The following is a 19,715-nucleotide window of genomic DNA, read 5'->3' on the forward strand; positions in this document are numbered from 1 at the left end:
GTCTCACGCAAGGGTTCGGCCGGGAGGGGGGTTTCGTGGTGGTGGGGGGGGGGGGGGTTTTTGGGGGGAAACCCAAACCCCCCCCCCACGACCCACCTGACCTAGTCGGCGAGCAGAGGGGAGGATTCGGTCGTGCCGAAGATCGTCGACCACGCCGAACGCCGCCGAGAGATCGCGGGCGCTCTCCTGCGCATCGTCGCGCGTGAAGGCGTCGAGGCCGTGAGCGTGCGCTCGGTCGCCATGGAAGCCGGGGTATCCGCGGGCGCGGTGCAGAAGTACTTCTCCACCAAGGAAGATCTGTTCCGCTTCGCCCTCGACATGACCAGCGAGTTCCTGGAGCAGCGCTGGGAAACCCTCGATCAGTCCGGCGACCTGCTCGACCTGCTGCTGCGCCTGCTGGTCGAGGCGATGCCACTCGACGAGCAGCGCCGCGCGGAGGTGATCGTCATCAACGCCTTCACCGCCCGCGCCGCCGTCCGGCCGTCGTGGGCCGAGTTCATCCGCACCGGCTACGACGAGCTCGCGGAAATCACGGCCCAGTACCTCTCGAAAGCGCAGTCGGCGGGCCATGTCCGCGACGACCTCGCGGCCTCCGACCTGGCCGACGGAGTCCTCGCCCTCTCCGACGGCTTCGCGAACCGGATGCTCACGTCCACCGACCCGGCAGCCCTCCTACCTTCCCTCGAAACCTCCGTCCGCACCCTCCTAACTCCCCGCATTTAGTCCTCTGAACGCGGTAGTTGCGTGTGCAAGAACCGCATTCAGAGGACTAAATGCGGGGAGGGCGGTGACACCGGTGTCCATCGATCGGTTGACAGCCAGGTTCAGTCCTGCGGATGTCCCGGGACCCCGGTCCCGCACAGCACGATCGAGGTATGAAAACGGCAGTGAGAGTGCGCGGTCTGCGCAAGGAGTACCCGGGCCACACGGCTGTCGGAGGGATCGACCTAGACATCGAGCAGGGCGAAGTCTTCGCGCTCCTCGGCCCCAACGGGGCGGGCAAGACGACGACGGTCGAGATCCTGGAGGGGCACCGCGTGCGGACGTCGGGCGAGGTCGACGTGCTCGGCGAGGATCCCGGCACCGCGGGCCGGGCTTGGCGGGCGAGGCTGGGGATCGTGTTGCAGACGGCCAACGACGCCGCCGAGCTCACCGTCGCCGAGACGGTCCGGCATTTCTCCCGCTACTACCCGGATCCCCGTGACACCGAAGAAGTGATCGAGCAGGTCGGACTGACCGAGAAGGCGGGCGCCCGCGTCAAGAGCCTTTCCGGCGGGCAAAGGCGTCGTGTGGATGTCGCGCTCGGGATCATCGGCAGGCCCGAGCTGGTATTCCTCGACGAGCCCACGACGGGGTTCGATCCGGCGGCCCGGCGCCGGTTCTGGGAGCTGATCAGGAGTCTCGCCCGCGAAGGCACCACGATCCTGCTCACCACCCACTATCTGGACGAGGCCGAGGCGCTGGCCGGCCGCGTCGCGGTCATCACCCGCGGAGAGATCGTCGCCGAGGGGACGCCGCGGACGCTCAGCGGCCGCGCGACCGCGGAGGCCACCGTCCGCTGGGCCGACGAGCGCGGCGGCCATCAGGAGCGCACCCACTTCCCGGCCAAGCTGATCCGCGAGCTCTCCGCCGACGGCCGCGAGCCGTCGGAGCTGACCGTCCACCGCCCCACCCTCGAAGAGACCTACCTCGACCTGATCGGAGAAGCCCGATGAGCACGCTGGCCCTCCCGGGCACCTTCTCACTCGGCCTCGTCAGAGGCGCCGCGGAGATCAAACAGTTCTTCCGCATCCGGGAGCAGGTGATCTTCACCTTCGCGTTCCCGTCGCTGCTGATGATCCTGCTCGGCTCGATGCTGAACTCCTCGATGCCCGGCATGGTGATCACCACCGGTCAGGTGCTGGCCGCGGGCATGATCGGTTCCGGCATCGTCTCGACTTCCTTCACCAACATCGGGATCAACCTCGCGTCCGATCGCGAGCTCGGCGCGCTGAAACGGTTGCGCGGCACGCCGATGCCCGCCGCGTCCTACTTCGTCGGCAAGATCATCCTCGTCGGCTTCACCAGCATCGCGCAGGTGGTGCTGATGTCGATCGTGGGCAGCCTGCTGTTCGACCTGGAACTGCCGAGCGACCCGGCGAAACTGCTGACCGCGCTGTGGGTCTTCCTCCTCGGCATCACCAGCTGCACGTTGCTGGGGATCGCGCTCGGATCCGTCACCAGGACGGTCAGCGGCGCGGTCGCGGTGACCAACCTGATCTACATCGCGCTGCAGTTCATCTCCGGGGTGTTCGTCACGCCGATCACCGCGCTGCCGAGGGTTATGGTCGACATCGCTTCGTTCTTTCCGGTGAAGTGGATCTGCCAGGGCTTCCGCTCGGTGTTCCTGCCGTCCGAAGCCGCGACCCAGGAAATGGCGGGGACATGGGAACTTCCGATGGTGGCACTGGTGCTGACGGCGTGGTGCGCCGCGGGGCTGCTGCTGGCGAAGCTGACGTTCCGCTGGTCGAACGAAGGCAAGTGAACGCCTGGGAGCGGTTCTACTGGCTCTGGGAGGTCCTGTTCGGGGTCACCTTCGTCGCGACGACGGCCTTGGTGCTCCTCGAAGACGGTGCGACGACGGGCAAAACGGTCGCGCTCCTGTGCCTGACAGGGCTCGGCGCGACCTACCTGATCCGGGGACGCCGCCTCATCAAAGGCCCGGACCACGACCACACACCATGGTTGTTCGCCGGGGTGATGATGCTCTTCACGACGGGTGCCATTTTCGCCGCGGGCACCTCGAGCTTCATCCTCTTCCTCGTCTGCCCCGTGCTGTACATGACGATGCCGACGAAGGCCGCGTCGATCCTCACCACGGCGGCGGTGCTGTCGAGCCCGGTGTCCCTGCTCGCCCGGGGCGGGCTCGGCGAACAGCCGGTCCTGCTGCCGATGACGGCGATCCTGATCATCTTCAGCCTCCTCGCCGGCCGCTACACCACCCAGATCATCGAGCAGAGCAAAGGCCGGGCCGCACTGATCGACCAGCTGGAAGCCAGCCAGGCGGAGGTCGCCAGGCTCTCGCGGGAGGCGGGGACGGCCGCCGAACGCGAGCGCATGGCCCGCGAAATCCACGACACGCTCGCGCAGGGGTTCACCAGCATCGTCACGCTCACCCAGGCGATCGAGTCCGAAATGGACACCGATCCGAATGCGGCCCGCCGCCACCTGGAGCTCGCCGCCCGGACGGCGCGGGAGAACCTGGCGGAGGCGCGGGCGATGGTCGCGGCGCAGGGGCCATCGGCGCTCGCCGCCGCTTCACTGGAGGAAGCGCTGCGCCGTCAGGTGGAACGGCTGACCGAGGAGACCGGGATCGAGGCGTCGATCGACGTCGACGGCCCGCTGCCCGCGCTCCCGATGGCCACCGAAGTCGTCCTGCTGCGAGGCGCGCAGGAGGCGCTGAGCAACATCCGCAAGCACTCACACGCCACCGCGGTCTCGCTACGCCTGTCCGTTGTGGACGGACAAGTCCGGCTCACCGTGACCGACGACGGCACCGGATTCGATCCCGCCGCGCCCACCGGTGGCTTCGGCCTGGCGGGGATGCGGGCGCGCACCGATCAGGTCGGTGGCATCGTGACACTCGAGAGCGAACCCGGTGCGGGGACGACGCTGGAACTGGAGGTGCCCGCGTGATCACGATCATGCTGGTCGACGATCACCCCGTGGTGCGGGAAGGCCTGCGCGGCATGCTGGAGGCCGAGCCGGATCTGAGCGTCGTCGGGGAAGCGGGTTCCGGCGACGAGGCCGTCGCGCTGAGCCGGATCAAGCAGCCGGACGTGATCCTGATGGATCTGCGGATGCCCGGTCTCGACGGCGTCGGCGCGACGCGGAGGATCCTCGCCGACCGGCCGGGCCAGCGGGTCGTCGTGCTCACCACCTACGAGACGGACGCGGACATCCTGCGCGCTGTCGAAGCGGGCGCCTCCGGGTATCTGCTGAAGGACGCTTCGCGCGCGGAGCTCGCCAGTGCGATCCGTGCGGCGTCACGCGGCGAGACGGTGTTGGCGCCTTCGGTGGCCGGGAAGCTGGTGAACCGGGTACGCAATCCGACGGCGTCACCGCTGTCGGCGCGCGAGATCGAAGTACTCCGGCTGGTGGCGCGGGGAAGCACGAACGCCGAGATCGGCAGGGCGCTCCACATCAGCGAGGCGACGGTCAAGACCCACCTGCTGCGCGTGTTCGGCAAACTGGACGTTTCGGACCGCACGGCCGCGGTGACCACCGCTATGCGACTGGGCCTGCTCGGGTAGGCAGAATGCGTCCCATGCTTGCCTCGACCGAATTGGCGCTGCTGCGCCGCCTCGCGCACGAGCAATCCTCGTGCCGCGCCCCGTCCATCGTCGCCGCCGTCGTCCGTGACGGCGAACTCGCCTGGTCCGGAGGCCGCGGACGTGTCGACGGCGAGACACCCGGCGCCGACACGCAGTACCGGCTCGGCTCGATCACCAAGACACTCGTCGCGACGGCAGTCATGCGGCTGCGCGACGAAGGCAAGCTCGGCCTCAACGACCCGCTGGAGCAGCACCTGCCGGGCACCGCGTTCGGCTCGGCCACCATCGCGCAGCTGCTGTCGCACACCTCCGGCCTGACCGCGGAATCGCCCGGCTCCTGGTGGGAGCGCACGGTCGGCGCCGACTGGGACGCGCTCGTCGAGAGCCTCAAGGACGGCGCGACGCGGCTGCGGCCGGGCAGCAAGTTCCACTACAGCAACGTCGGATACGGCGTGCTCGGCGAGCTGGTCGCCCGGCACCGTGGGCAGTCCTGGCTCGACGTCATCCGCGCCGAGATCCTCCGCCCGCTCGGCATGACCCGGACGTCGCCGCACCCCGAAGGCGCGCACGCGAGCGGATTCGCCGTGCACCCCTTCGCCGATCTCCTCATGCCGGAACCGTCTCCGGACGCGGGAGCGATGGCCCCCGCCGGGCAACTGTGGTCGACGATCACCGACCTCGCCCGCTGGACGTCGTTCCTCGGCGGCCACACCGGCGGCGTGCTCAGCGAGCAGACCGTCGCGGAGATGCGCGAAATGGTCACAGTGGACGACGGCGACGTCTGGACCACCGGATTCGGCCTCGGCGTCATGCTGATCCGCACGGAGGGCAGGCGGCTGGCCGGGCACACCGGGTCGATGCCGGGGTTCCTCGCCTGCTCGCTGGTCGACGCGAACGCCGGCATCGGCGCGCTCGTGCTGACGAACTCGACGGCGGGCGTCGGCATCACGCAGCTCTGCCTCGACCTGATGAAGCTGACCGAACAGCACGAGCCGTCGATGCCCGCCGAATGGCAACCGTCCACTGTGGACCCGAAGCTGCTGGAACTGACGGGGTTGTGGCACTGGGGCCCGACGCCGTACCACCTGCGACTGCTCCCGGGCGGCCTGTTCTCCCTCGCGCCGGCCGACGGCCCCGGCCGCGCTTCACGCTTCGCGCCGGTGGGCGAGGACACCTGGGTCGGGCTCGACGCCTATTACGCGGGCGAAACGCTGCGGGTCGGGCGGGACTCGGCGGGCAAGCCGAACCATCTCGACCTCGCGACGTTCATCTTCTCGCGGACCCCGTTCGATCCGGCCGCGCCCATCCCGGGCGGCGTCGACCCCGAGGGCTGGCGCTAACGGAAGCGGAAGGCGGCGGTCGTGAATTCGCGGCCGCCGTCGGCGCACACCAGGCCGTCGCCGTAGTCGGCGTCTCCGACGACCCACATCCGGCGCGGGCCGCGCAGCGACTCGGCGAGTTCGCCGGGGCATCGCTCGATGACGAACTTCGCCGGACGTCCGTCGAGGACGGCCCACTCGCGCGCGGTTCCGGCGGCGGGATCCAGTGTGGCGGTGGCCAACGCCCAGGGGCCGAGCACTACGTCGAGGACACGTTCACGACGGCGGATCGTGCTCTCCCCCGGGAGGTCTCCGTGCATCCAGCTCGGCAAGCCGGGGACGAACACGAGCACGAGAGTCGCCGCGAAACCGACGAGCGCGCCGATGGTGGACGTGTCGTCCCAGTCGGCGAAGATCCAATGACCGCCGAGCCCGAGGAAGTACAGGAACAGGAAACCCCATCTGGGTCTCCACGGATCGGACATCAAGCGGCCGGAGTGTGCCCGACCGCCGCGCCGACGGCCGCGATGAACTTGCGGGCGATGCGCTTGCCCTCACCCCAGTCGACGAAGCCGAACTTGAGGCTCGTCTGGATCGCCAGCCCGGAGCCCTCCGTCGTCCGCTCCACCTTCACGGTGACCGTCTGCCCATAGCTGAAGAAGCCGAGCTTGGTCGAGAAGGTGACGTATCCGGCCGCGGCGTCGTAATAGGGGACTTGGCCCTTGACCGCGTCGACCCCGTTGGGGAGGGCCTGCCACAACGCCTCGGGGGGAACGGGGAACCGCTCGTGCACTGTCGCCATGAGGCGAGAAGCTACCCGGCGGTCGGCTCCGACGGGAGCCGGTCCGCCGATCCCATATTCCGGACACGCGGCACCGACTATCAGCAGGGTCGTCCCGACCTGAGAGACTGGGCGCATGACCGACGCACCTGAGTTGACCCTCCCCGCGGACCTGAAGCCTGCCGATGGCCGCTTCGGCTGCGGACCGTCCAAGGTCCGTGACGAGCAGCTCGCCAACCTGGCGAAATCCGGTGCCACCTACCTCGGCACCTCGCACCGTCAGAAGCCGGTGAAGTCCCTCGTCGGCCGCGTGCGTGCGGGTCTGTCCGAATTGTTCTCCCTGCCCGAAGGCTACGAAGTGGTCCTCGGCAACGGCGGGACGACCGCATTCTGGGACGCCGCCGCGTTCGGGCTCGTGCGGGAACGTGCGCAGCACTTCACCTACGGCGAGTTCTCCTCGAAGTTCGCCACGGTGACCAAGGGCGCCCCGTTCCTCGCCGACCCGATCGTCGTCAAGGCCGACCCGGGCAGCGCGCCCCAGATCGCCTACGAGGCAGGCGCCGACCTGGTCGGCTGGGCGCACAACGAGACCTCGACCGGTGTCGCGGTGCCCGTGCGCCGCCCCGAAGGCAGTGAAGGCGCCCTCGTCGCCATCGACGCCACCTCCGGCGCGGGCGGCCTGCCGGTCAAGGCCGAGGACTTCGACGTCTACTACTTCGCGCCCCAGAAGTCCTTCGCCTCCGACGGTGGCCTCTGGATCGCGCTGGCCTCGCCGGCCGCGGTCGAGCGCATCGGCGAGATCGGCGCGAGCGACCGCTGGATCCCCGAGTTCCTGTCGCTGACCACGGCGCTCGACAACTCCCGCAAGGACCAGACGTACAACACCCCGGCGGTGTCGACGCTGTTCCTGCTGGCCGACCAGATCGAGTGGATGAACTCGAACGGTGGGCTCGAGTGGACCACCTCGCGCACCCGCGACTCGTCGACCCGGCTGTACGAGTGGGCCGAGAAGACCGGCTACACGACGCCGTTCGTCAGCGACCCCTCGCTGCGCTCGCAGGTCGTCGGCACCATCGACTTCGCCGACGAGGTGGACGCCGCGGCGGTGGCGAAGGTGCTGCGCGCCAACGGGATCGTCGACACCGAGCCGTACCGGAAGCTCGGCCGCAACCAGCTGCGCGTCGGCCTGTTCCCGGCCATCGACCCGGACGACATCACGAAGCTGACCCAGAGCATCGAGTACGTCGTCGAGCGCCTGGGCTGAGCTAGCGGTCCGTGAAGGCCTCCTTCCCTACCCTGAGAGTAGGGAAGGAGGCCTTCACGTATTTACCGGCCAGAGCGAGTACGACCAGGCCGTACAGCACGTAGGACTCCGTCGCCAGCCACCAGCCGAAGTTCCCGGCGGGCCGCGGCGCGAGCCACATCGGCGCGATCACGAACAGCGCCACCGTCACGGCCGCGAGCGCGTACGAAACGACCGAGCGCGCCCAGATCAGCAGCGCGAGGATCGGCACGCACCAGATCCAGTGGTGCGTCCAGGACACCGGCGACACCAGCAGCCCGCCGACAGCGCACGCGGTCAGCGCGAGCACCGGTTCCGCGACGCGCACGATCACGAACGCGGTCAGCGCGACCACGGCGATCGAAGCCAGCACCCAGACGATGTCTTCCGCCGAGCCGAGCCCGAAGCGCGCGAGCATCCCGCGCAGCGACTGGTTGCCGACATAGCCGCGATCGCCGATGCGGCCGGTGTCGAAGAGGATGTTCGTCCAGAACTTCGCGGACGCGCCCGGCGCGGCCAGGAACATCAGCGCGCCCGCGCCGAGGAACCCGGCCACGACCCGCGTGGACGAGCGGAAGTCCTTGCGGAACAGAAAGAACAGGATGAAGAAGGCCGGGGTCAGCTTGATGGCCGCGGCGACGCCGATCAGCAGTCCCTTCGTGCGGGCGCGGCCCGGCAGGAGCGCGTCGAGGACGACGATCAGCATCAGCAGCGTGTTGACCTGGCCGAAGCCGAGCGTCGAGCGGACCGGCTCCATGACGCCGCCGACGGCCTGGGCCCCGATCGCCGCCAGAACGGCGATGGCACGGCCCCGGACGTTCGCACGGTCGGCGAGCGAACCGTTGAGCGTCGCGACGAAGAGGTAGACCACGATCCCGCCCGCGATGATCGACGCGAGCCCGACCAGCCTCGTGGCCAGCGCGGCGGACAGCAACGTGCCCGGCAGGAACACCGCCGCCGCGAACGGCGTGTACGTGAAGGGCAGCCAGCCGCCGTGCGTCTGCACCCACGCGCCGTACGGGTCACCCGAGTCGAGGAGCAACCGCGCGCCGCCGATGTAGACCTCGAGGTCCTGGCCGTCGAACACCTTGAGGGTGAACAGCACGCCGACCACGACGACTTCGAGCGCGATCAACGCCCCCGCGAGTTTCCGCCCCGACAATCCCACCAGCACCTGGCGAGATTACCCACCGCTACTCCGCATCCAGTCCTCTGGATGCGGTAGTCGGCACTACGAACTACCGCATCCAGAGGACGAAACGCGAGCTAGGCGAGGGCCTGGGTCGGGGGCAGGCGTGCCGCGCGCATCGCCGGGTAGGCACCGGCGACGGCACCGACCAGAGCCGAGACGCCGACCCCGCCGAGCAGGGCGCCGACGGGGAGCACCGCCGGCCAGCCCTGGCTCAGCGCGTACCCGGCCGTCACCAGCACGCCGACCAGGACCCCGGCGATCCCGCCGAGCCCGGACAACAACACCGACTCGGCCAGGAACTGGCCTCTCACCTGCCGTTTCGTCGCGCCGAGCGCGCGACGGAGGCCGATCTCCCGGCGCCGCTCCAGCACCGAGATCACCATCGTGTTGGCCACCCCGACACCGCCGACCAGCAGCGCCACCCCGCCCAGCCCGAGGAACAGCGCGCTGTAGGTGTTCTCCGTCAGCTTCTGCGCCTCCAGTGCCTCCGACGGACGGCGCACCTCGACCTCGTTCGGCGCCTCCGGGTTCATCGTCTGCGCGAGCACCGAACGCACGTTCTCGACCTGCGAATCCTTCGCCCGCACGTACACGGTGGTCGGATGCCCCTCGAAGCCGAGGAGCCGCTTGGCGACGTCCCAGCCGACCAGCGCCGACCGCTCGATCTCGGGCGCCAGCGGCGTCGGCCCGAGAATGCCGCCCACGGTGAACCATTGGCCGCCGATGAACACCTGGGGCGGCTTGGCCGGATCGATGTGGTCGATCCCGAGCCGCGCGGCCGCGACCGAACCCAGCACGGTGACCGGGTAGTCGCGGGTCGCGTCACGGAGGAAACGCCCGGTGCGGACGGCGCCGCCGATGACGTCGAGAAGGTCCGGGGTCGCCGCGTAGACACCGAGGCCGGACGTCTCGTCCTTGTCGATCTTGTCCGTACGCCGGACCGTCCCGTCGGTGGTGCCGGTCGCGGACGCCGCCGTCACCGGGGCGATCCGCTTCGCCATCGGCACCGCGCTGTCCGGCAGCGTCGCGTCGCCGCCGAACATCGTCTTGCCCGGCCCCGCCGAAAGCAGGTTCGTGCCGAGCGCGGCCAGCTGGTCTTGCAACGCCTTCGCGCCCGACGCCGGGATCGCGAGCACCGCCACCATCGCGGCGATCCCGATCCCGATGCCGAGCGCGGACAGCACCGCCCGCATCGGCCGCGTCCGCATCCCGTGCGCGCCGAGGTTCAGCACGTCACGCGGGCCGAGCCTGGCCGGATTCGGCGTCGGCGTCTTGTCGACGACGGGTGCGCTCACACCAGCACCCCCGTCCCGGTGTCGAGCCGGATCCGGCCGTCCCGCAACTCGATCCGCCGCGGGATACCCGCCGCGATCTCCCGGTCATGCGTGATGATCACGACCGTCGTCCCCTGCGAACTCAGCGTGGCGAGCAGGTTGAGGATCGCCGCGCCGTTGCCCGTGTCGAGGTTCCCGGTCGGCTCGTCGGCCAGCAGGATCGACGGCGAGTTGACGACCGCCCGCGCGATCGCCACCCGCTGCCGTTCCCCGCCGGAGAGCTCGTTCGGGAAATGCCCCGCCCGATGCGCGAGACCGACTCGGTCGAGCGCGGCCAGCGCCCGCTCGTGCCGTTTCCGCCGCGGCACGCCCGCGTACAGCAGTCCCGTCGCGACGTTGTCGACCGCGCTCACTCCCTCGCTGAGGAAGAACTGCTGGAACACGAACCCGATCCACCGCGATCGCAACGCGGAAAGCTTGCGGTCGGGCAGTTTCGCCACGTCGTGCCCGCGCAGTTCGATGACGCCGCTGGTCGGCCGGTCGAGCGTGCCCATCAGCTGCAGCAGCGTCGACTTGCCGGAGCCGGACGGGCCGACGATGGCGACCATCTCCCTGTCCTCAATGGACAGTGACACCTCGTGGAGTGCCCGCACCCCGCCGGGATAGGTACGCGAGGCGCCGCGCACGTCCAGCACCGGGGTCATGAGGTCGTCACCACCCGCATTCCGGCGGCGAGGCCGGTGCCGGTGACCTCGACGCGGCCGCCGGAGAACAGGCCGGTCTTCACCGCGATGAGACGCCGATTGCCGCCTTCGTCGACCTCGACGGCGTATCCACCCTCGGCGAGCGCGAGCAGCGCGCCGACGGGGACCGCCAACACTCCACTGTGGACTTCCTTGGTGAACCGCACCGAGACGGGTGTCGAATCGAGCGACCCCGCCGCGGCCGGATCGTCCAGCTTGATCTTCACCTTGATCTTCGGCTTGCCGTCGTCCTGTCCGGCGCCGTCCTTGCCGGTTTCCGCGACCTTGCCGACCTCGGTGATCACGCCGGTCGTGTTCTTGCCGCCGGTGATGTCGACCCCGACCTTGTCCCCCTCCTTCGCGATGGCCTGTTTGGCGGCGTCGAGCTTGACCTCGACGAGGCGCTCGGTGCCGGTGTACTTCAGGAGTTCGCCACCGCCGGGGCCGCCGAGTTGCGCGGCGACCTGCGAAACCCGGATCTCACCCGGCGCGAGGACGACGTCGCCCTGTCCGAAGGTGCCGGTCTGTTCGACGCCCAGCGACTTCTGCCACTTCTTGAGCGCGGCGGCGGTGGCCGAGGTGAACTTCTTGTCCGGGGTGCCGAAACCGCCGAAACCGAGCGCCTTCAGGTTCTCTTCCAGCTGCTTGACGTCCGGGCCGTCCGCGGCCCCGTCCGCCAGGTCACGGAAGAACGGCAGCGTGCCGTAGAACAACGGCACCGGTTTGGCGTCGACGCCGTACACGGTCTTCCCCCGGGTGTACACCGCACCCGTGTCCGGCAGGGCGGTGACGGTGCCTTGTTTCCGGCCGGCGAGGGGGTTTTCCGCGCCGTAGCCCAGAGTCCCGTTCGCCTCTTCCTCCTCCCGCAGGTCGGTCTTCTCGACTTTCGCGGTCTCCACCGGTGGTGGCGCCTGCCCGACCTGCTGGGCCTCCGACGTGACCCTGGTCAGCACGACCACCGACGTCGTCCCGACCACGACGACGAGGACCGCCGCGATGATGAACCAGCGTGTCCGGCGCGAACGCCGTGCGCGACCGGGTCCTTCGTGTTCGCTCATTTCGCCGGGGCCGCCCTCATGGTCATGCCGAGACCGCAGGCCTTCGCCGCTTCTTCGAACTTCTTCGGGTCGCCGCCCGCGTCACCCAGCGCGATGGCGCCCTTGCCCCCGGGCTCGGGGTCCGGGAAGTCGATGCCGTGGTCGCGCATGCACTTCGCTTCCTTGCGCATCTTGTCGAGCTCTTCCGGCGTCGGCGGCTTGATCTCGCCACCGTTCGGCAGCAGCTTGCGGCACGCCTCGTCCGCGGCCTTCATCTTGTTCTCGTCGGGCATGTCGGTCGCTTCGAAGGTGATCGTGTCCTGGCCGTTGGCGTCCCGCTTGGGCTCGGGCATGTTGACCCCGTGCTCGCGCATGCACTTCGCGAAATTGCGCCTCTTGTCCTCGTCGGACACGTTGTCGGCCTGTTTCCCGTCGTCGGCGCCGGCGGCGGGCGGGGACGAGATCGAGGCGACCTTGTCGCCGCCGTCCCCGCCACCACCGCAACCGGCCACCAGCGCGAGGACCGCTCCGGCGATCAGTACCGCCATGGGTCGTTTCCGCATCGCTGCTCCTTCGGTCGTCTTGGCGCACCGATTTCTACGGAGCGGGCGCTTCCGGCGCGGTAAGCGAAGTCGCTTATGTCGCGCTTACCGTCCCAGTCAGCGGAACAGAGATCCGATCTATCTGCCGTCTTTACGGGTGAACTAGGCACCTAGTGAGACTTCCAGGGGTTCACATCCGACCTCTGGCTTCTTAGAGTCCCCGACGTCCACACCTCAGCGAGGAGGAGTGCATGAATCGCCGCAAGCCACTCCGGGCCCTGGCGGCCCTCGTCATCGCGACCACCGCACTGGGCGTCGTACCCGCCGCGGAAGCCGCACCACTCCCGTCCGACCACGCCTACGACGACCCGTTCACCGCCGAGCGGACGCGCTGGTGGCGTGACGACCGCTTCGGCCAGTTCATCCACTTCGGCGCGTACTCCCAGCTGCAAGGGAAGTACACCCGTCCCGACGGAAGCGTCTGCCAGGACGCGGAGTGGATCCAGCGGAACTGCCAGATCCCGCGTGCCGAATACGAGCAGATCGCCGCGAAGTTCAACCCCGCCGGGTTCGACGCGAACGCCATCGCGCAGTCGGCGAAGGACGCCGGGCAGAAGTACGTGGTGATCACGTCGAAACACCACGACGGCTACGCGATGTGGCCGACGAAGGTCAACAAGTTCAACCTCCGCGACCATTCGGCGTTCGACAAGAAGCGCGACATCCTCGACGAACTGAACCGCGCGACGGCCGCGCGCGATGTCAAGCTCGGCTTCTACTACTCGATCTGGGATTGGCACGACCCGGACTTCCCCGATCCCGCGACGTTCCCGAAGTACAAGGAGCGGATGTACGCCCAGCTCAAGGAACTCGTCGACAACTATCATCCGGCGGTGTTGTGGTTCGACGGCGAATGGAGCACCGACCGGCCCAACAACCCGTGGACGGAAAGGGACGGCGAGGAACTGGAGGCCTACGTCCGCGGCCTCGATCCGTCCATTGTGGTCAACAACCGCGTCGGCAAACGGCGGGTGGTCGACGGCGACACGGGGACGCCCGAACAGGAGATCCCGGACAAACCGGTCGACGGGCAGCTGTGGGAGTCGTGCATGACCCTCAACGGCAGCTGGGGATACACCGATTGGGACCATAACTGGAAGTCCTCGGCGGATCTGACCAGGAAGCTGCTCTCGATCGCCGGCCGCAGCGGCAATTTCCTGCTCAACGTCGGGCCCGACCGCAACGGCCGCGTGCCGCAGGAATCCATCGACCGGCTGAAGCAGATGGGCCAGTGGCTGCGAACGAACGGCCAGTCCGCCGCCGTCTACGGAGCGGGCGCGCCGGGACTGGTCGCCGAACCGGGCTGGGGCGTCGTCAGCCGTCGCGGCGACAAGCTCTACGCGTCGGTGTTCGACTGGCCCGCTTCGGGCGGCTCGCTGACGCTCGAAGCGTTGGCACCTTTCCGGGTTCGCGAGGCGCGGGTGCTCGGCAGCCGTCAGCGCGTACGGGTCGAGCAGACCTCCGGAAGCGTGAAGCTCACGCCGTCGGGCGGCCGGACGAACGATGTCGCGACCGTCATCGAGCTGAGCGTCGATCCGCTGCCGCAGGCGCCCGCCGGCCGCGGGACGGGACTGACCGCCGAGTACTGGCCGAACGCGGACTTCACCGGGACACCGACGGTGCGCCGGGTCGAGCCGGGCGTGAACCACAACTGGAAGCTCACCGGCTCGCCGGACGCGAAGATCCCGGCGGAGACCTTCTCGTCGCGCTGGACCGGCCGGGTCACCGCGCGGGACACCGGGAAGTACACGTTCACCACGGTTTCGGACGACACCGTGCGACTGTGGGTCGACGGGAAACTCCTGATCGACAACACCATCCCGCACGGCCCAAGTGTCGACAAAGCGACACTCGCCCTGGTCGCCGGGCGGTCGTACGCGATCCGGCTCGAACACACCGAACGCGGCGGGGAAGCGTCGATGAAGCTGTTGTGGTCCAGCCCGAACACCCCTCAGCGGGTGATTCCGGCGCGGCAACTGCACCCGGCAGGCTGAGCGTTCGGTACAGGTGGTCGTGAGTGGCGTTTCGGGTTCTAACCCGAAACGCCACTCACGACCCACGCGACCCGGCGCTTATCCCGCGCTTACCCCCTCCCGGGGCAGACTGGCCAGGTGAGAGTGCTGGTGGTGGAAGACGAGCGGCTGCTGGCGGACACGATCGCCGAGGGCCTGCGACGGTTCTCCATGGCGGTCGACGTCTGCTACGACGGCGCGCAGGCCCTGGACCGGGTCGGAGTGCACGGCTACGACGTCGTCGTCCTCGACCGGGATCTCCCCGTCGTGCACGGTGACGAGGTCTGCGCCGCGGTGATCGGGGCCGGCGGCGAGGCGCGGGTCCTCATGCTGACGGCCGCGGCCGACGTCAACGACCGGGTCGCCGGGCTGGGCCTCGGCGCCGACGACTACCTGACGAAACCGTTCGCGTTCGCCGAACTCGTCGCGCGGGTGCAGGCGCTGTCGCGGCGCGCACGGCCGGCGCTGCCGCCGGTGCTGGAGCGCGGCGGCGTGGTCCTCGACCCGCCCCGGCACCAGGCGTCGCGCGACGGCCGGTTCCTTCCGTTGTCCCCCAAGGAGTTCGCGGTACTGGAGGTGCTCATGCGCGCCGAAGGGACCGTGGTCAGCGCGGAAGACCTGCTGGAGAAGGCGTGGGACGAACACGCCGACCCGTTCACGAACGCCGTCCGGGTGGCGATGATGACGTTGCGGCGCAAACTCGGTGAACCGCCGCTGATCGAGACCGTGCCCGGCGCCGGTTACCGGTTCGGGTCGTGAAACCGCTCCGGCTCTCCGTCCGCACCAGGCTGACGGCGCTCTACGGCTGCGCGTTCCTGATCGTCGGGCTCGCGTTGCTGATCGTCAACTATCTGCTGGTGAGCTCGTCCCTGCCGGATACGGCGGCGTTCGCCACCGACGCCGCGGGTATCGCGGTCCAGCGCGCGTACCCCATGGACACGACGTCCTTCCTGCCCGCAGGGCGCGCTCAAGCCACGGAACTGGTCGCGACGTCGATCACCGAATACCGCTCGGACGTGCTTTCGACCCTGCTGTGGCAATCACTGGTGGCACTGGCGATCGCCGGCGCGCTCGCGGTGCTGCTCGGCTGGCTGATGGCCAGCCGAGTGCTGCGGCCGTTGCACGCGATCACTTCCACCGCACGGAAACTCGAGGTGGAAAACCTCGACCGGCGTATCGACCTCGACGGCCCCGACGACGAGCTCAAGGAACTCGCGGACACCTTCGACGGCATGCTCGACCGGCTCGCCGTGTCGTTCGACAGCCAGAAACGCTTCGTCGCCAACGCCTCCCACGAACTGCGGACCCCGCTCGCGGTGCAGCGCACGCTCGTCGAGGTGGCGATGGCCGATCCCGACGTGAGCCCCGAGGTCCGGAAACTCGGTGAGCATCTGATCTACACCAACGAACGCAGCGAACGGATGATCGAAGGCCTGCTCGTGCTCGCCCGCAGTGACCGCGGCCTGGCCGCGCGCGGCCCCGTCCGGCTGGACGAGGTCGCGGCGACGGTGATCCGGTCGGCGTCGGCCATGGCCGAGGAAGCGGGTGTCACAGTGGAGTCGCGGCTGCGGCCGCGGACGGTGTCCGGCGATCCCGTGCTGCTGGAACGGCTGGTCACGAACCTGGTGCACAACGCCATCACCTACAACCACAAGGGCGGCTGGGTCCACGTCGACATCGGCGTCGATCCGGCGCTGGTGGTGCGCAACACCGGCCCGCAGGTGCCGCTGGACGCCGTACCCGCCCTGTTCGAGCCGTTCCGCCGGCTTTCGGGCGACCGCACCGGCGACTCCCGCAACGCCGGGCTCGGCCTGTCGATCGTCCGGTCCATCGCCAAGGCGCACGGTGGGACCGCGGGCGCGGAACCGGGCGGCCGAGGCGGTGGACTGGTCGTCCAGGTGCGGCTGCCGTAGATTCCCCCGATCGTGACTGTGCGTGTCCGGCGCGTCACGCCACGAGCCGCCCGTCGCTCCCGCAGAATTCCCCTTGCCGTCATGAACAAAATAGTGAGCAGGACACATGACATCGGCGCGCCTCACACGTCAAGGCGACGCGCCGTTTTAACGTGGACACCCACAATGGTGAAGAATCGGGGAGGCGAGAATGCGAGCGCTACGGGTGGTCGGGCTGCACGAGGACGGTAAGTCCATCGTGTGCGAAGACCCGGCGAGCCGCACGCGCTTCCTGCTCCCCGCGGATGAGAGGCTGCGAGCGGCGGCGAGGGGTGACATCACCCGCCTCGGCCAGATCGAAATCGAGTTGGAGAGCCAAATGCGGCCACGCGAGATCCAGGCACGAATCCGGGCCGGTGAGTCCGTGGAGCAGGTCGCGAGCAGCGCCGGCGTCACCGTGCAGCGCGTCGAGCGGTTCGCGTACCCCGTCCTGCTCGAACGTTCCCGCACCGCCGAACTGGCCCAGCGAGCCCATCCGGTCCGCGAGGACGGCCCCGACGTCCAGACGCTCGGCGAGGTCGTGGCGCACTCCTTCGGGCAGCGCGGCCACGACTACAGCCAGGCGACCTGGGACTCCTGGCGAGGCGACGACGGCAAGTGGGTCGTCGTGCTGAGCTGGAAGGCCGGCCGCTCGGACAACCGCGCGCACTGGTCGTTCGCGCCCGGCGCGCACGGCGGCACCGTGCAAGCCCTCGACGAGAACGCCGAAGTCCTGCTCAACCCCAACGCCTACCGCGCCCCGCGCACGGTTCGGGCGCTGGACCCCGGCAAGGAAGCGGTCGTCCAGCCCACCCTCGATTCGGCCCCCGAAGAGCCGGTCGCGAAGGTGATCGACGCGCCGATCGCGGAGCCCGAAGAAGAGGCCGAGCCACCACTTCCGGCTGACGAGCCGGAGGAAGTGGCCGAACCCGCTCCACGGGCGAAGGGGAAGAAGAACCACCCCATCGTTCCATCCTGGGAAGACGTCCTTCTGGGCGTCCGATCACAACGAGGTTGAATCCGCACGTAGTGGCCCCTTCCGGTGGAGGGGCCACTACGTGCGTCCGGGGACCTGCGCGATCAGGGATTTCGGCGCCACGAGGCAATACGCGTCGACGACGATCCGCTCGATTTCGGTCCAGTCGACGTCCACGTCCAGCCGTACCCCGAGCCACCCCCGATGCCCGACATACGGCGGACGGAAGAATCGCTCGGGTTCGGCGCCCACCAATTCCTCCTGCGCCCCCGGCGGCGCCGGGCACCAAAAGGCGACCTTGTCGTCGTGATGACGGTCGGCGTACATGACGAACGTCTTCTTGCCGCGGACGAACCACGTCGGCTCGCCGTGACTGAGCCGCTCGGAGGTCTCCGGCAGCGCGAGACACAGCCGTCTGAGTGAATCGAGCGGGTCACCGGTCATGGATCTCAGTATCCTCGGGCCAGGGGGGATTCATGCAGGATTGGTACGCACGCGCCGTCCGATTGCGTTTCCAGGTTTTCACCGGGACGCCGTACACGCATGTCTCACCGATGGAATGGCGGATCGATCCCGACGCTCTCCGCGGTATCGCCCGAAGCCGCGGCTACCTGGAGATCGCGCCGATGTTCCAGGGCTGCCTGAGCTTCCAGTTCGCGCCGCAGCACGTCCCGCCGGTCCCCGTCTTCGACGGGCCGGACAGACCGGACAAAGACCGCGAACGCTGGCTGCTGAACCATCTCAGCGGCTCCGGCCGGGTTTGGATCAGCCTCAAGCACGCGAACCTCTCCGCCCGGCGTGTCGCGGAAGTCGCCGAGACGGAGGGCCTGCGTGTCGCGGCCGAATTCGCGGATCCGAGCGACCGGGTCCTCCTGCTCAGCCGGGATCCGTCACCGCCGAGGCTTCCCCTGCCCGCACCCACGGGCCTCCGGTTCCGCTACGCCTGGCTGAACAACATCGCACCCGTCACCGTCCTCGTCCTCCTCGGCGCGGCGGCGGTGATCGTCGGAATGCCGTCAGGCCACGAAGCCCCGGTCGTCAGCCTCCTGTTCATGGCGGCCTTCGCCGGCGCCATCCCGGCCGCTTTCACCACCAGCCTGTTCCCGCGCACCACCCGCGTCGGCTGGTTGGCCCGGGAATTCGACGGCAGCCCCCACGTGGAATTCGCCATGCGCGCCTATCAGATCCCCGCCGACCTGGTCGTGCAGATCGCGTCGTATCACGGTTATGAGCTTTACGGGCAGTCTGCGACACAGGCGGGCGGCCCGAGTCTCAAGTTCTACAAACGCGCGTGACTCGGTTACCCTCGGCGCCGGGGAGGGTGATCATCGGTGTACCTGTCGCAACAAGGCATCCAGCCGGTCTCTCTGGGCGTCGACTGGGCGTGCCGACTGGCCTCACTGCGGTACCTGCACTTCGACGGCCGTCCCATTGTCCATGTCTCGCCCTCGATATGGGCAATGGATCCGCAGGTGATTCGGCAAATGGCCGCCGATCGGCGGTATGTCGAAATCCCGCCTTCCGATCCGAACATCCTGAGTTTCCAGTACGCACCGGACAGCTTTCCGGGACGGCTCTATGACCATTGGCAGCCGAAACCGGACCCCGCCGGGCAACGCGGTCTGCTCCGGCGGATCCGCGGCGAAAACGAGGCTTGGCTCAGTCTTCGGCACGTGAAGCTGGCCCGCCGGTACGTCGCCGAGCTCGCCCATCAGAACGGGATGATCATCACCCGGGAACTCGCGACCAGTGCCGACAGGCTTCTACTGCTGCAGCGCGACCCGGCCGCACCGCCCCGGCACCGAAGCGGGTTCCACCCGGGCTCCCCACAGTTTCCCCTGTTCACCGGCGTGATCGCGGCTCTGCTGTGCGGCGTCCTCATGCTCGTGGGCAAGCTGACCTCGCAAGAATGGCTGTTCTACCTCGGCGCTGCGCTGTTGCTCCCCGGGATCGCGGCGGGTGCGCTCTGGATCTACCTGGTGCCTCGTTCCACTCGCGTCGGGTGGCTCGCGAACCGGTTCACCGCCGGAGACCCGGCAGTCCACGTCAACACGATCGTCAGCGGGCTCGATCCCGAGCTCGCGGCGCAGATGGCCGCCGGTTTCGGCTACTTCTACACCGCCTGGCGCCGGGGCAAATACGAATGGCAGAACGAAATCGTCTTCGTCCGGGGAACGCGGGTGAACGAACGATCGTCAGATTCCGGAACGGCCGAACGGCCCTGAGCTCTTCGACACCGATTCACAGGGGAGG

The 19,715-nt window shown here is 68.9% G+C and carries 21 protein-coding genes; 13 read left to right on the forward strand and 8 right to left on the reverse strand.

From position 1 onward, the window contains the following. The first annotated feature begins 132 nt into the window (after window positions 1-132). The 6 genes from AC069I_RS14380 (at window position 133) to AC069I_RS14405 (ending at window position 5,653) form a co-directional block, all read left to right on the forward strand. The gene (locus tag AC069I_RS14380) at window positions 133-723 is read left to right on the forward strand and encodes a TetR/AcrR family transcriptional regulator (RefSeq protein WP_478265595.1); all 591 of its coding nucleotides are present in this window, start codon (window positions 133-135) and stop codon (window positions 721-723) included. A gap of 164 nt (window positions 724-887) precedes the next feature. After that, a complete protein-coding gene (locus AC069I_RS14385; RefSeq protein ID WP_478265669.1) occupies window positions 888-1,715 on the forward strand; it encodes an ABC transporter ATP-binding protein in 828 nt (275 codons plus the stop codon). Then, the gene (locus AC069I_RS14390) at window positions 1,712-2,524 is read left to right on the forward strand and encodes an ABC transporter permease (protein WP_478225305.1); all 813 of its coding nucleotides are present in this window, start codon (window positions 1,712-1,714) and stop codon (window positions 2,522-2,524) included. The genes AC069I_RS14385 and AC069I_RS14390 overlap by 4 nt, the downstream gene beginning before the upstream one ends. Further along, window positions 2,521-3,675, forward strand: coding sequence for a sensor histidine kinase (locus tag AC069I_RS14395; protein WP_478265596.1), 1,155 nt, complete (start codon window positions 2,521-2,523; stop codon window positions 3,673-3,675). Before AC069I_RS14390 ends, AC069I_RS14395 begins: the two co-directional genes overlap by 4 nt. Beyond that, on the forward strand, window positions 3,672-4,292 hold the full coding sequence (locus tag AC069I_RS14400) for a response regulator (RefSeq protein ID WP_478225303.1): 621 nt from the start codon (window positions 3,672-3,674) through the stop codon (window positions 4,290-4,292). Before AC069I_RS14395 ends, AC069I_RS14400 begins: the two co-directional genes overlap by 4 nt. Before the next feature lie 14 nt (window positions 4,293-4,306). Next, a complete protein-coding gene (locus AC069I_RS14405; protein WP_478265597.1) occupies window positions 4,307-5,653 on the forward strand; it encodes a serine hydrolase domain-containing protein in 1,347 nt (448 codons plus the stop codon). Here the strand turns inward: AC069I_RS14405 and AC069I_RS14410 are convergent. Both AC069I_RS14410 and AC069I_RS14415 read right to left on the reverse strand, forming a co-directional pair. Further along, window positions 5,650-6,117, reverse strand: a complete 468-nt coding sequence (locus AC069I_RS14410) for a hypothetical protein (RefSeq protein WP_478265598.1) — start codon at window positions 6,115-6,117, stop codon at window positions 5,650-5,652. The two genes, AC069I_RS14405 and AC069I_RS14410, sit on opposite strands and share 4 nt — an antisense overlap. Further along, window positions 6,117-6,434: a hypothetical protein gene (locus AC069I_RS14415; RefSeq protein WP_192743760.1), complete on the reverse strand. Its 318-nt coding sequence runs from the start codon at window positions 6,432-6,434 to the stop codon at window positions 6,117-6,119. The genes AC069I_RS14410 and AC069I_RS14415 overlap by 1 nt, the downstream gene beginning before the upstream one ends. Before the next feature lie 115 nt (window positions 6,435-6,549). Between AC069I_RS14415 and serC the strand changes: the two genes are divergently transcribed. After that, entirely contained in the window at window positions 6,550-7,677 is a 1,128-nt protein-coding gene (serC, locus tag AC069I_RS14420) for a phosphoserine transaminase (RefSeq protein ID WP_478225301.1), read from the forward strand. 1 nt (window position 7,678) lies between these two features. Here serC and AC069I_RS14425 read toward each other — a convergent pair whose 3' ends face one another. The 5 genes from AC069I_RS14425 to AC069I_RS14445 all read right to left on the reverse strand — a co-directional run bounded on the left by AC069I_RS14425 (window position 7,679) and on the right by AC069I_RS14445 (window position 12,504). Beyond that, a complete protein-coding gene (locus AC069I_RS14425) occupies window positions 7,679-8,869 on the reverse strand; it encodes a glycosyltransferase 87 family protein (protein ID WP_478265599.1) in 1,191 nt (396 codons plus the stop codon). Window positions 8,870-8,961: 92 nt separating this feature from the next. After that, the gene (locus AC069I_RS14430; RefSeq protein ID WP_478265600.1) at window positions 8,962-10,182 is read right to left on the reverse strand and encodes an ABC transporter permease; all 1,221 of its coding nucleotides are present in this window, start codon (window positions 10,180-10,182) and stop codon (window positions 8,962-8,964) included. Further along, entirely contained in the window at window positions 10,179-10,865 is a 687-nt protein-coding gene (locus AC069I_RS14435; protein ID WP_034308470.1) for an ABC transporter ATP-binding protein, read from the reverse strand. The genes AC069I_RS14430 and AC069I_RS14435 overlap by 4 nt, the downstream gene beginning before the upstream one ends. Further along, window positions 10,862-11,962 (reverse strand): peptidoglycan-binding protein, encoded by a 1,101-nt coding sequence (locus AC069I_RS14440; RefSeq protein WP_478265601.1) that lies wholly within the window; start codon window positions 11,960-11,962, stop codon window positions 10,862-10,864. Before AC069I_RS14440 ends, AC069I_RS14435 begins: the two co-directional genes overlap by 4 nt. Beyond that, window positions 11,959-12,504 (reverse strand): hypothetical protein, encoded by a 546-nt coding sequence (locus AC069I_RS14445; protein ID WP_478265602.1) that lies wholly within the window; start codon window positions 12,502-12,504, stop codon window positions 11,959-11,961. Before AC069I_RS14445 ends, AC069I_RS14440 begins: the two co-directional genes overlap by 4 nt. Before the next feature lie 230 nt (window positions 12,505-12,734). On the opposite strand from AC069I_RS14445, the gene AC069I_RS14450 reads away from it, so the two are divergent. The 4 genes from AC069I_RS14450 (at window position 12,735) to sepH (ending at window position 17,504) form a co-directional block, all read left to right on the forward strand. Continuing rightward, window positions 12,735-14,537: an alpha-L-fucosidase gene (locus tag AC069I_RS14450; RefSeq protein ID WP_478265603.1), complete on the forward strand. Its 1,803-nt coding sequence runs from the start codon at window positions 12,735-12,737 to the stop codon at window positions 14,535-14,537. 117 nt (window positions 14,538-14,654) lie between these two features. Continuing rightward, on the forward strand, window positions 14,655-15,314 hold the full coding sequence (locus AC069I_RS14455) for a response regulator transcription factor (RefSeq protein WP_478225295.1): 660 nt from the start codon (window positions 14,655-14,657) through the stop codon (window positions 15,312-15,314). Then, a complete protein-coding gene (locus AC069I_RS14460; RefSeq protein WP_478265604.1) occupies window positions 15,311-16,468 on the forward strand; it encodes an ATP-binding protein in 1,158 nt (385 codons plus the stop codon). The genes AC069I_RS14455 and AC069I_RS14460 overlap by 4 nt, the downstream gene beginning before the upstream one ends. Before the next feature lie 190 nt (window positions 16,469-16,658). After that, complete coding sequence (gene sepH, locus AC069I_RS14465; protein ID WP_478225293.1) at window positions 16,659-17,504, forward strand: septation protein SepH; 846 nt, start codon at window positions 16,659-16,661, stop codon at window positions 17,502-17,504. A 36-nt stretch (window positions 17,505-17,540) separates the two neighbouring features. Here the strand turns inward: sepH and AC069I_RS14470 are convergent, their stop codons facing one another. Continuing rightward, entirely contained in the window at window positions 17,541-17,906 is a 366-nt protein-coding gene (locus AC069I_RS14470) for an MmcQ/YjbR family DNA-binding protein (RefSeq protein ID WP_478235340.1), read from the reverse strand. Between the two features lie 32 nt (window positions 17,907-17,938). On the opposite strand from AC069I_RS14470, the gene AC069I_RS14475 reads away from it, so the two are divergent. After that, window positions 17,939-18,757 carry a hypothetical protein gene (locus tag AC069I_RS14475; RefSeq protein WP_478265605.1) on the forward strand — a complete coding sequence of 273 codons (819 nt, stop codon included), beginning with the start codon at window positions 17,939-17,941 and terminating at the stop codon, window positions 18,755-18,757. A gap of 189 nt (window positions 18,758-18,946) precedes the next feature. Beyond that, window positions 18,947-19,687 (forward strand): hypothetical protein, encoded by a 741-nt coding sequence (locus AC069I_RS14480; protein WP_478225290.1) that lies wholly within the window; start codon window positions 18,947-18,949, stop codon window positions 19,685-19,687. The last annotated feature ends 28 nt before the right edge of the window (window positions 19,688-19,715 follow it).

This window comes from Amycolatopsis sp. NPDC043885, from assembly GCF_056435685.1.

Excerpts from the sequence above, each read along its gene's own strand:
- AC069I_RS14390 (WP_478225305.1), top strand. The coding sequence starts at position 1,712 with ATGAGCACGCTGGCCCTCCCGGGCACCTTCTCACTCGGCCTCGTCAGA.
- AC069I_RS14405 (WP_478265597.1), top strand. The coding sequence starts at position 4,307 with ATGCTTGCCTCGACCGAATTGGCGCTGCTGCGCCGCCTCGCGCACGAG.
- AC069I_RS14410 (WP_478265598.1), bottom strand. The coding sequence starts at position 6,117 with ATGTCCGATCCGTGGAGACCCAGATGGGGTTTCCTGTTCCTGTACTTC.
- AC069I_RS14415 (WP_192743760.1), bottom strand. The coding sequence starts at position 6,434 with ATGGCGACAGTGCACGAGCGGTTCCCCGTTCCCCCCGAGGCGTTGTGG.
- serC (WP_478225301.1), top strand. The coding sequence starts at position 6,550 with ATGACCGACGCACCTGAGTTGACCCTCCCCGCGGACCTGAAGCCTGCC.
- AC069I_RS14435 (WP_034308470.1), bottom strand. The coding sequence starts at position 10,865 with ATGACCCCGGTGCTGGACGTGCGCGGCGCCTCGCGTACCTATCCCGGC.
- AC069I_RS14440 (WP_478265601.1), bottom strand. The coding sequence starts at position 11,962 with ATGAGCGAACACGAAGGACCCGGTCGCGCACGGCGTTCGCGCCGGACA.
- AC069I_RS14445 (WP_478265602.1), bottom strand. The coding sequence starts at position 12,504 with ATGCGGAAACGACCCATGGCGGTACTGATCGCCGGAGCGGTCCTCGCG.
- AC069I_RS14450 (WP_478265603.1), top strand. The coding sequence starts at position 12,735 with ATGAATCGCCGCAAGCCACTCCGGGCCCTGGCGGCCCTCGTCATCGCG.
- sepH (WP_478225293.1), top strand. The coding sequence starts at position 16,659 with ATGCGAGCGCTACGGGTGGTCGGGCTGCACGAGGACGGTAAGTCCATC.
- AC069I_RS14470 (WP_478235340.1), bottom strand. The coding sequence starts at position 17,906 with ATGACCGGTGACCCGCTCGATTCACTCAGACGGCTGTGTCTCGCGCTG.
- AC069I_RS14475 (WP_478265605.1), top strand. The coding sequence starts at position 17,939 with ATGCAGGATTGGTACGCACGCGCCGTCCGATTGCGTTTCCAGGTTTTC.
- AC069I_RS14480 (WP_478225290.1), top strand. The coding sequence starts at position 18,947 with ATGGCCGCCGATCGGCGGTATGTCGAAATCCCGCCTTCCGATCCGAAC.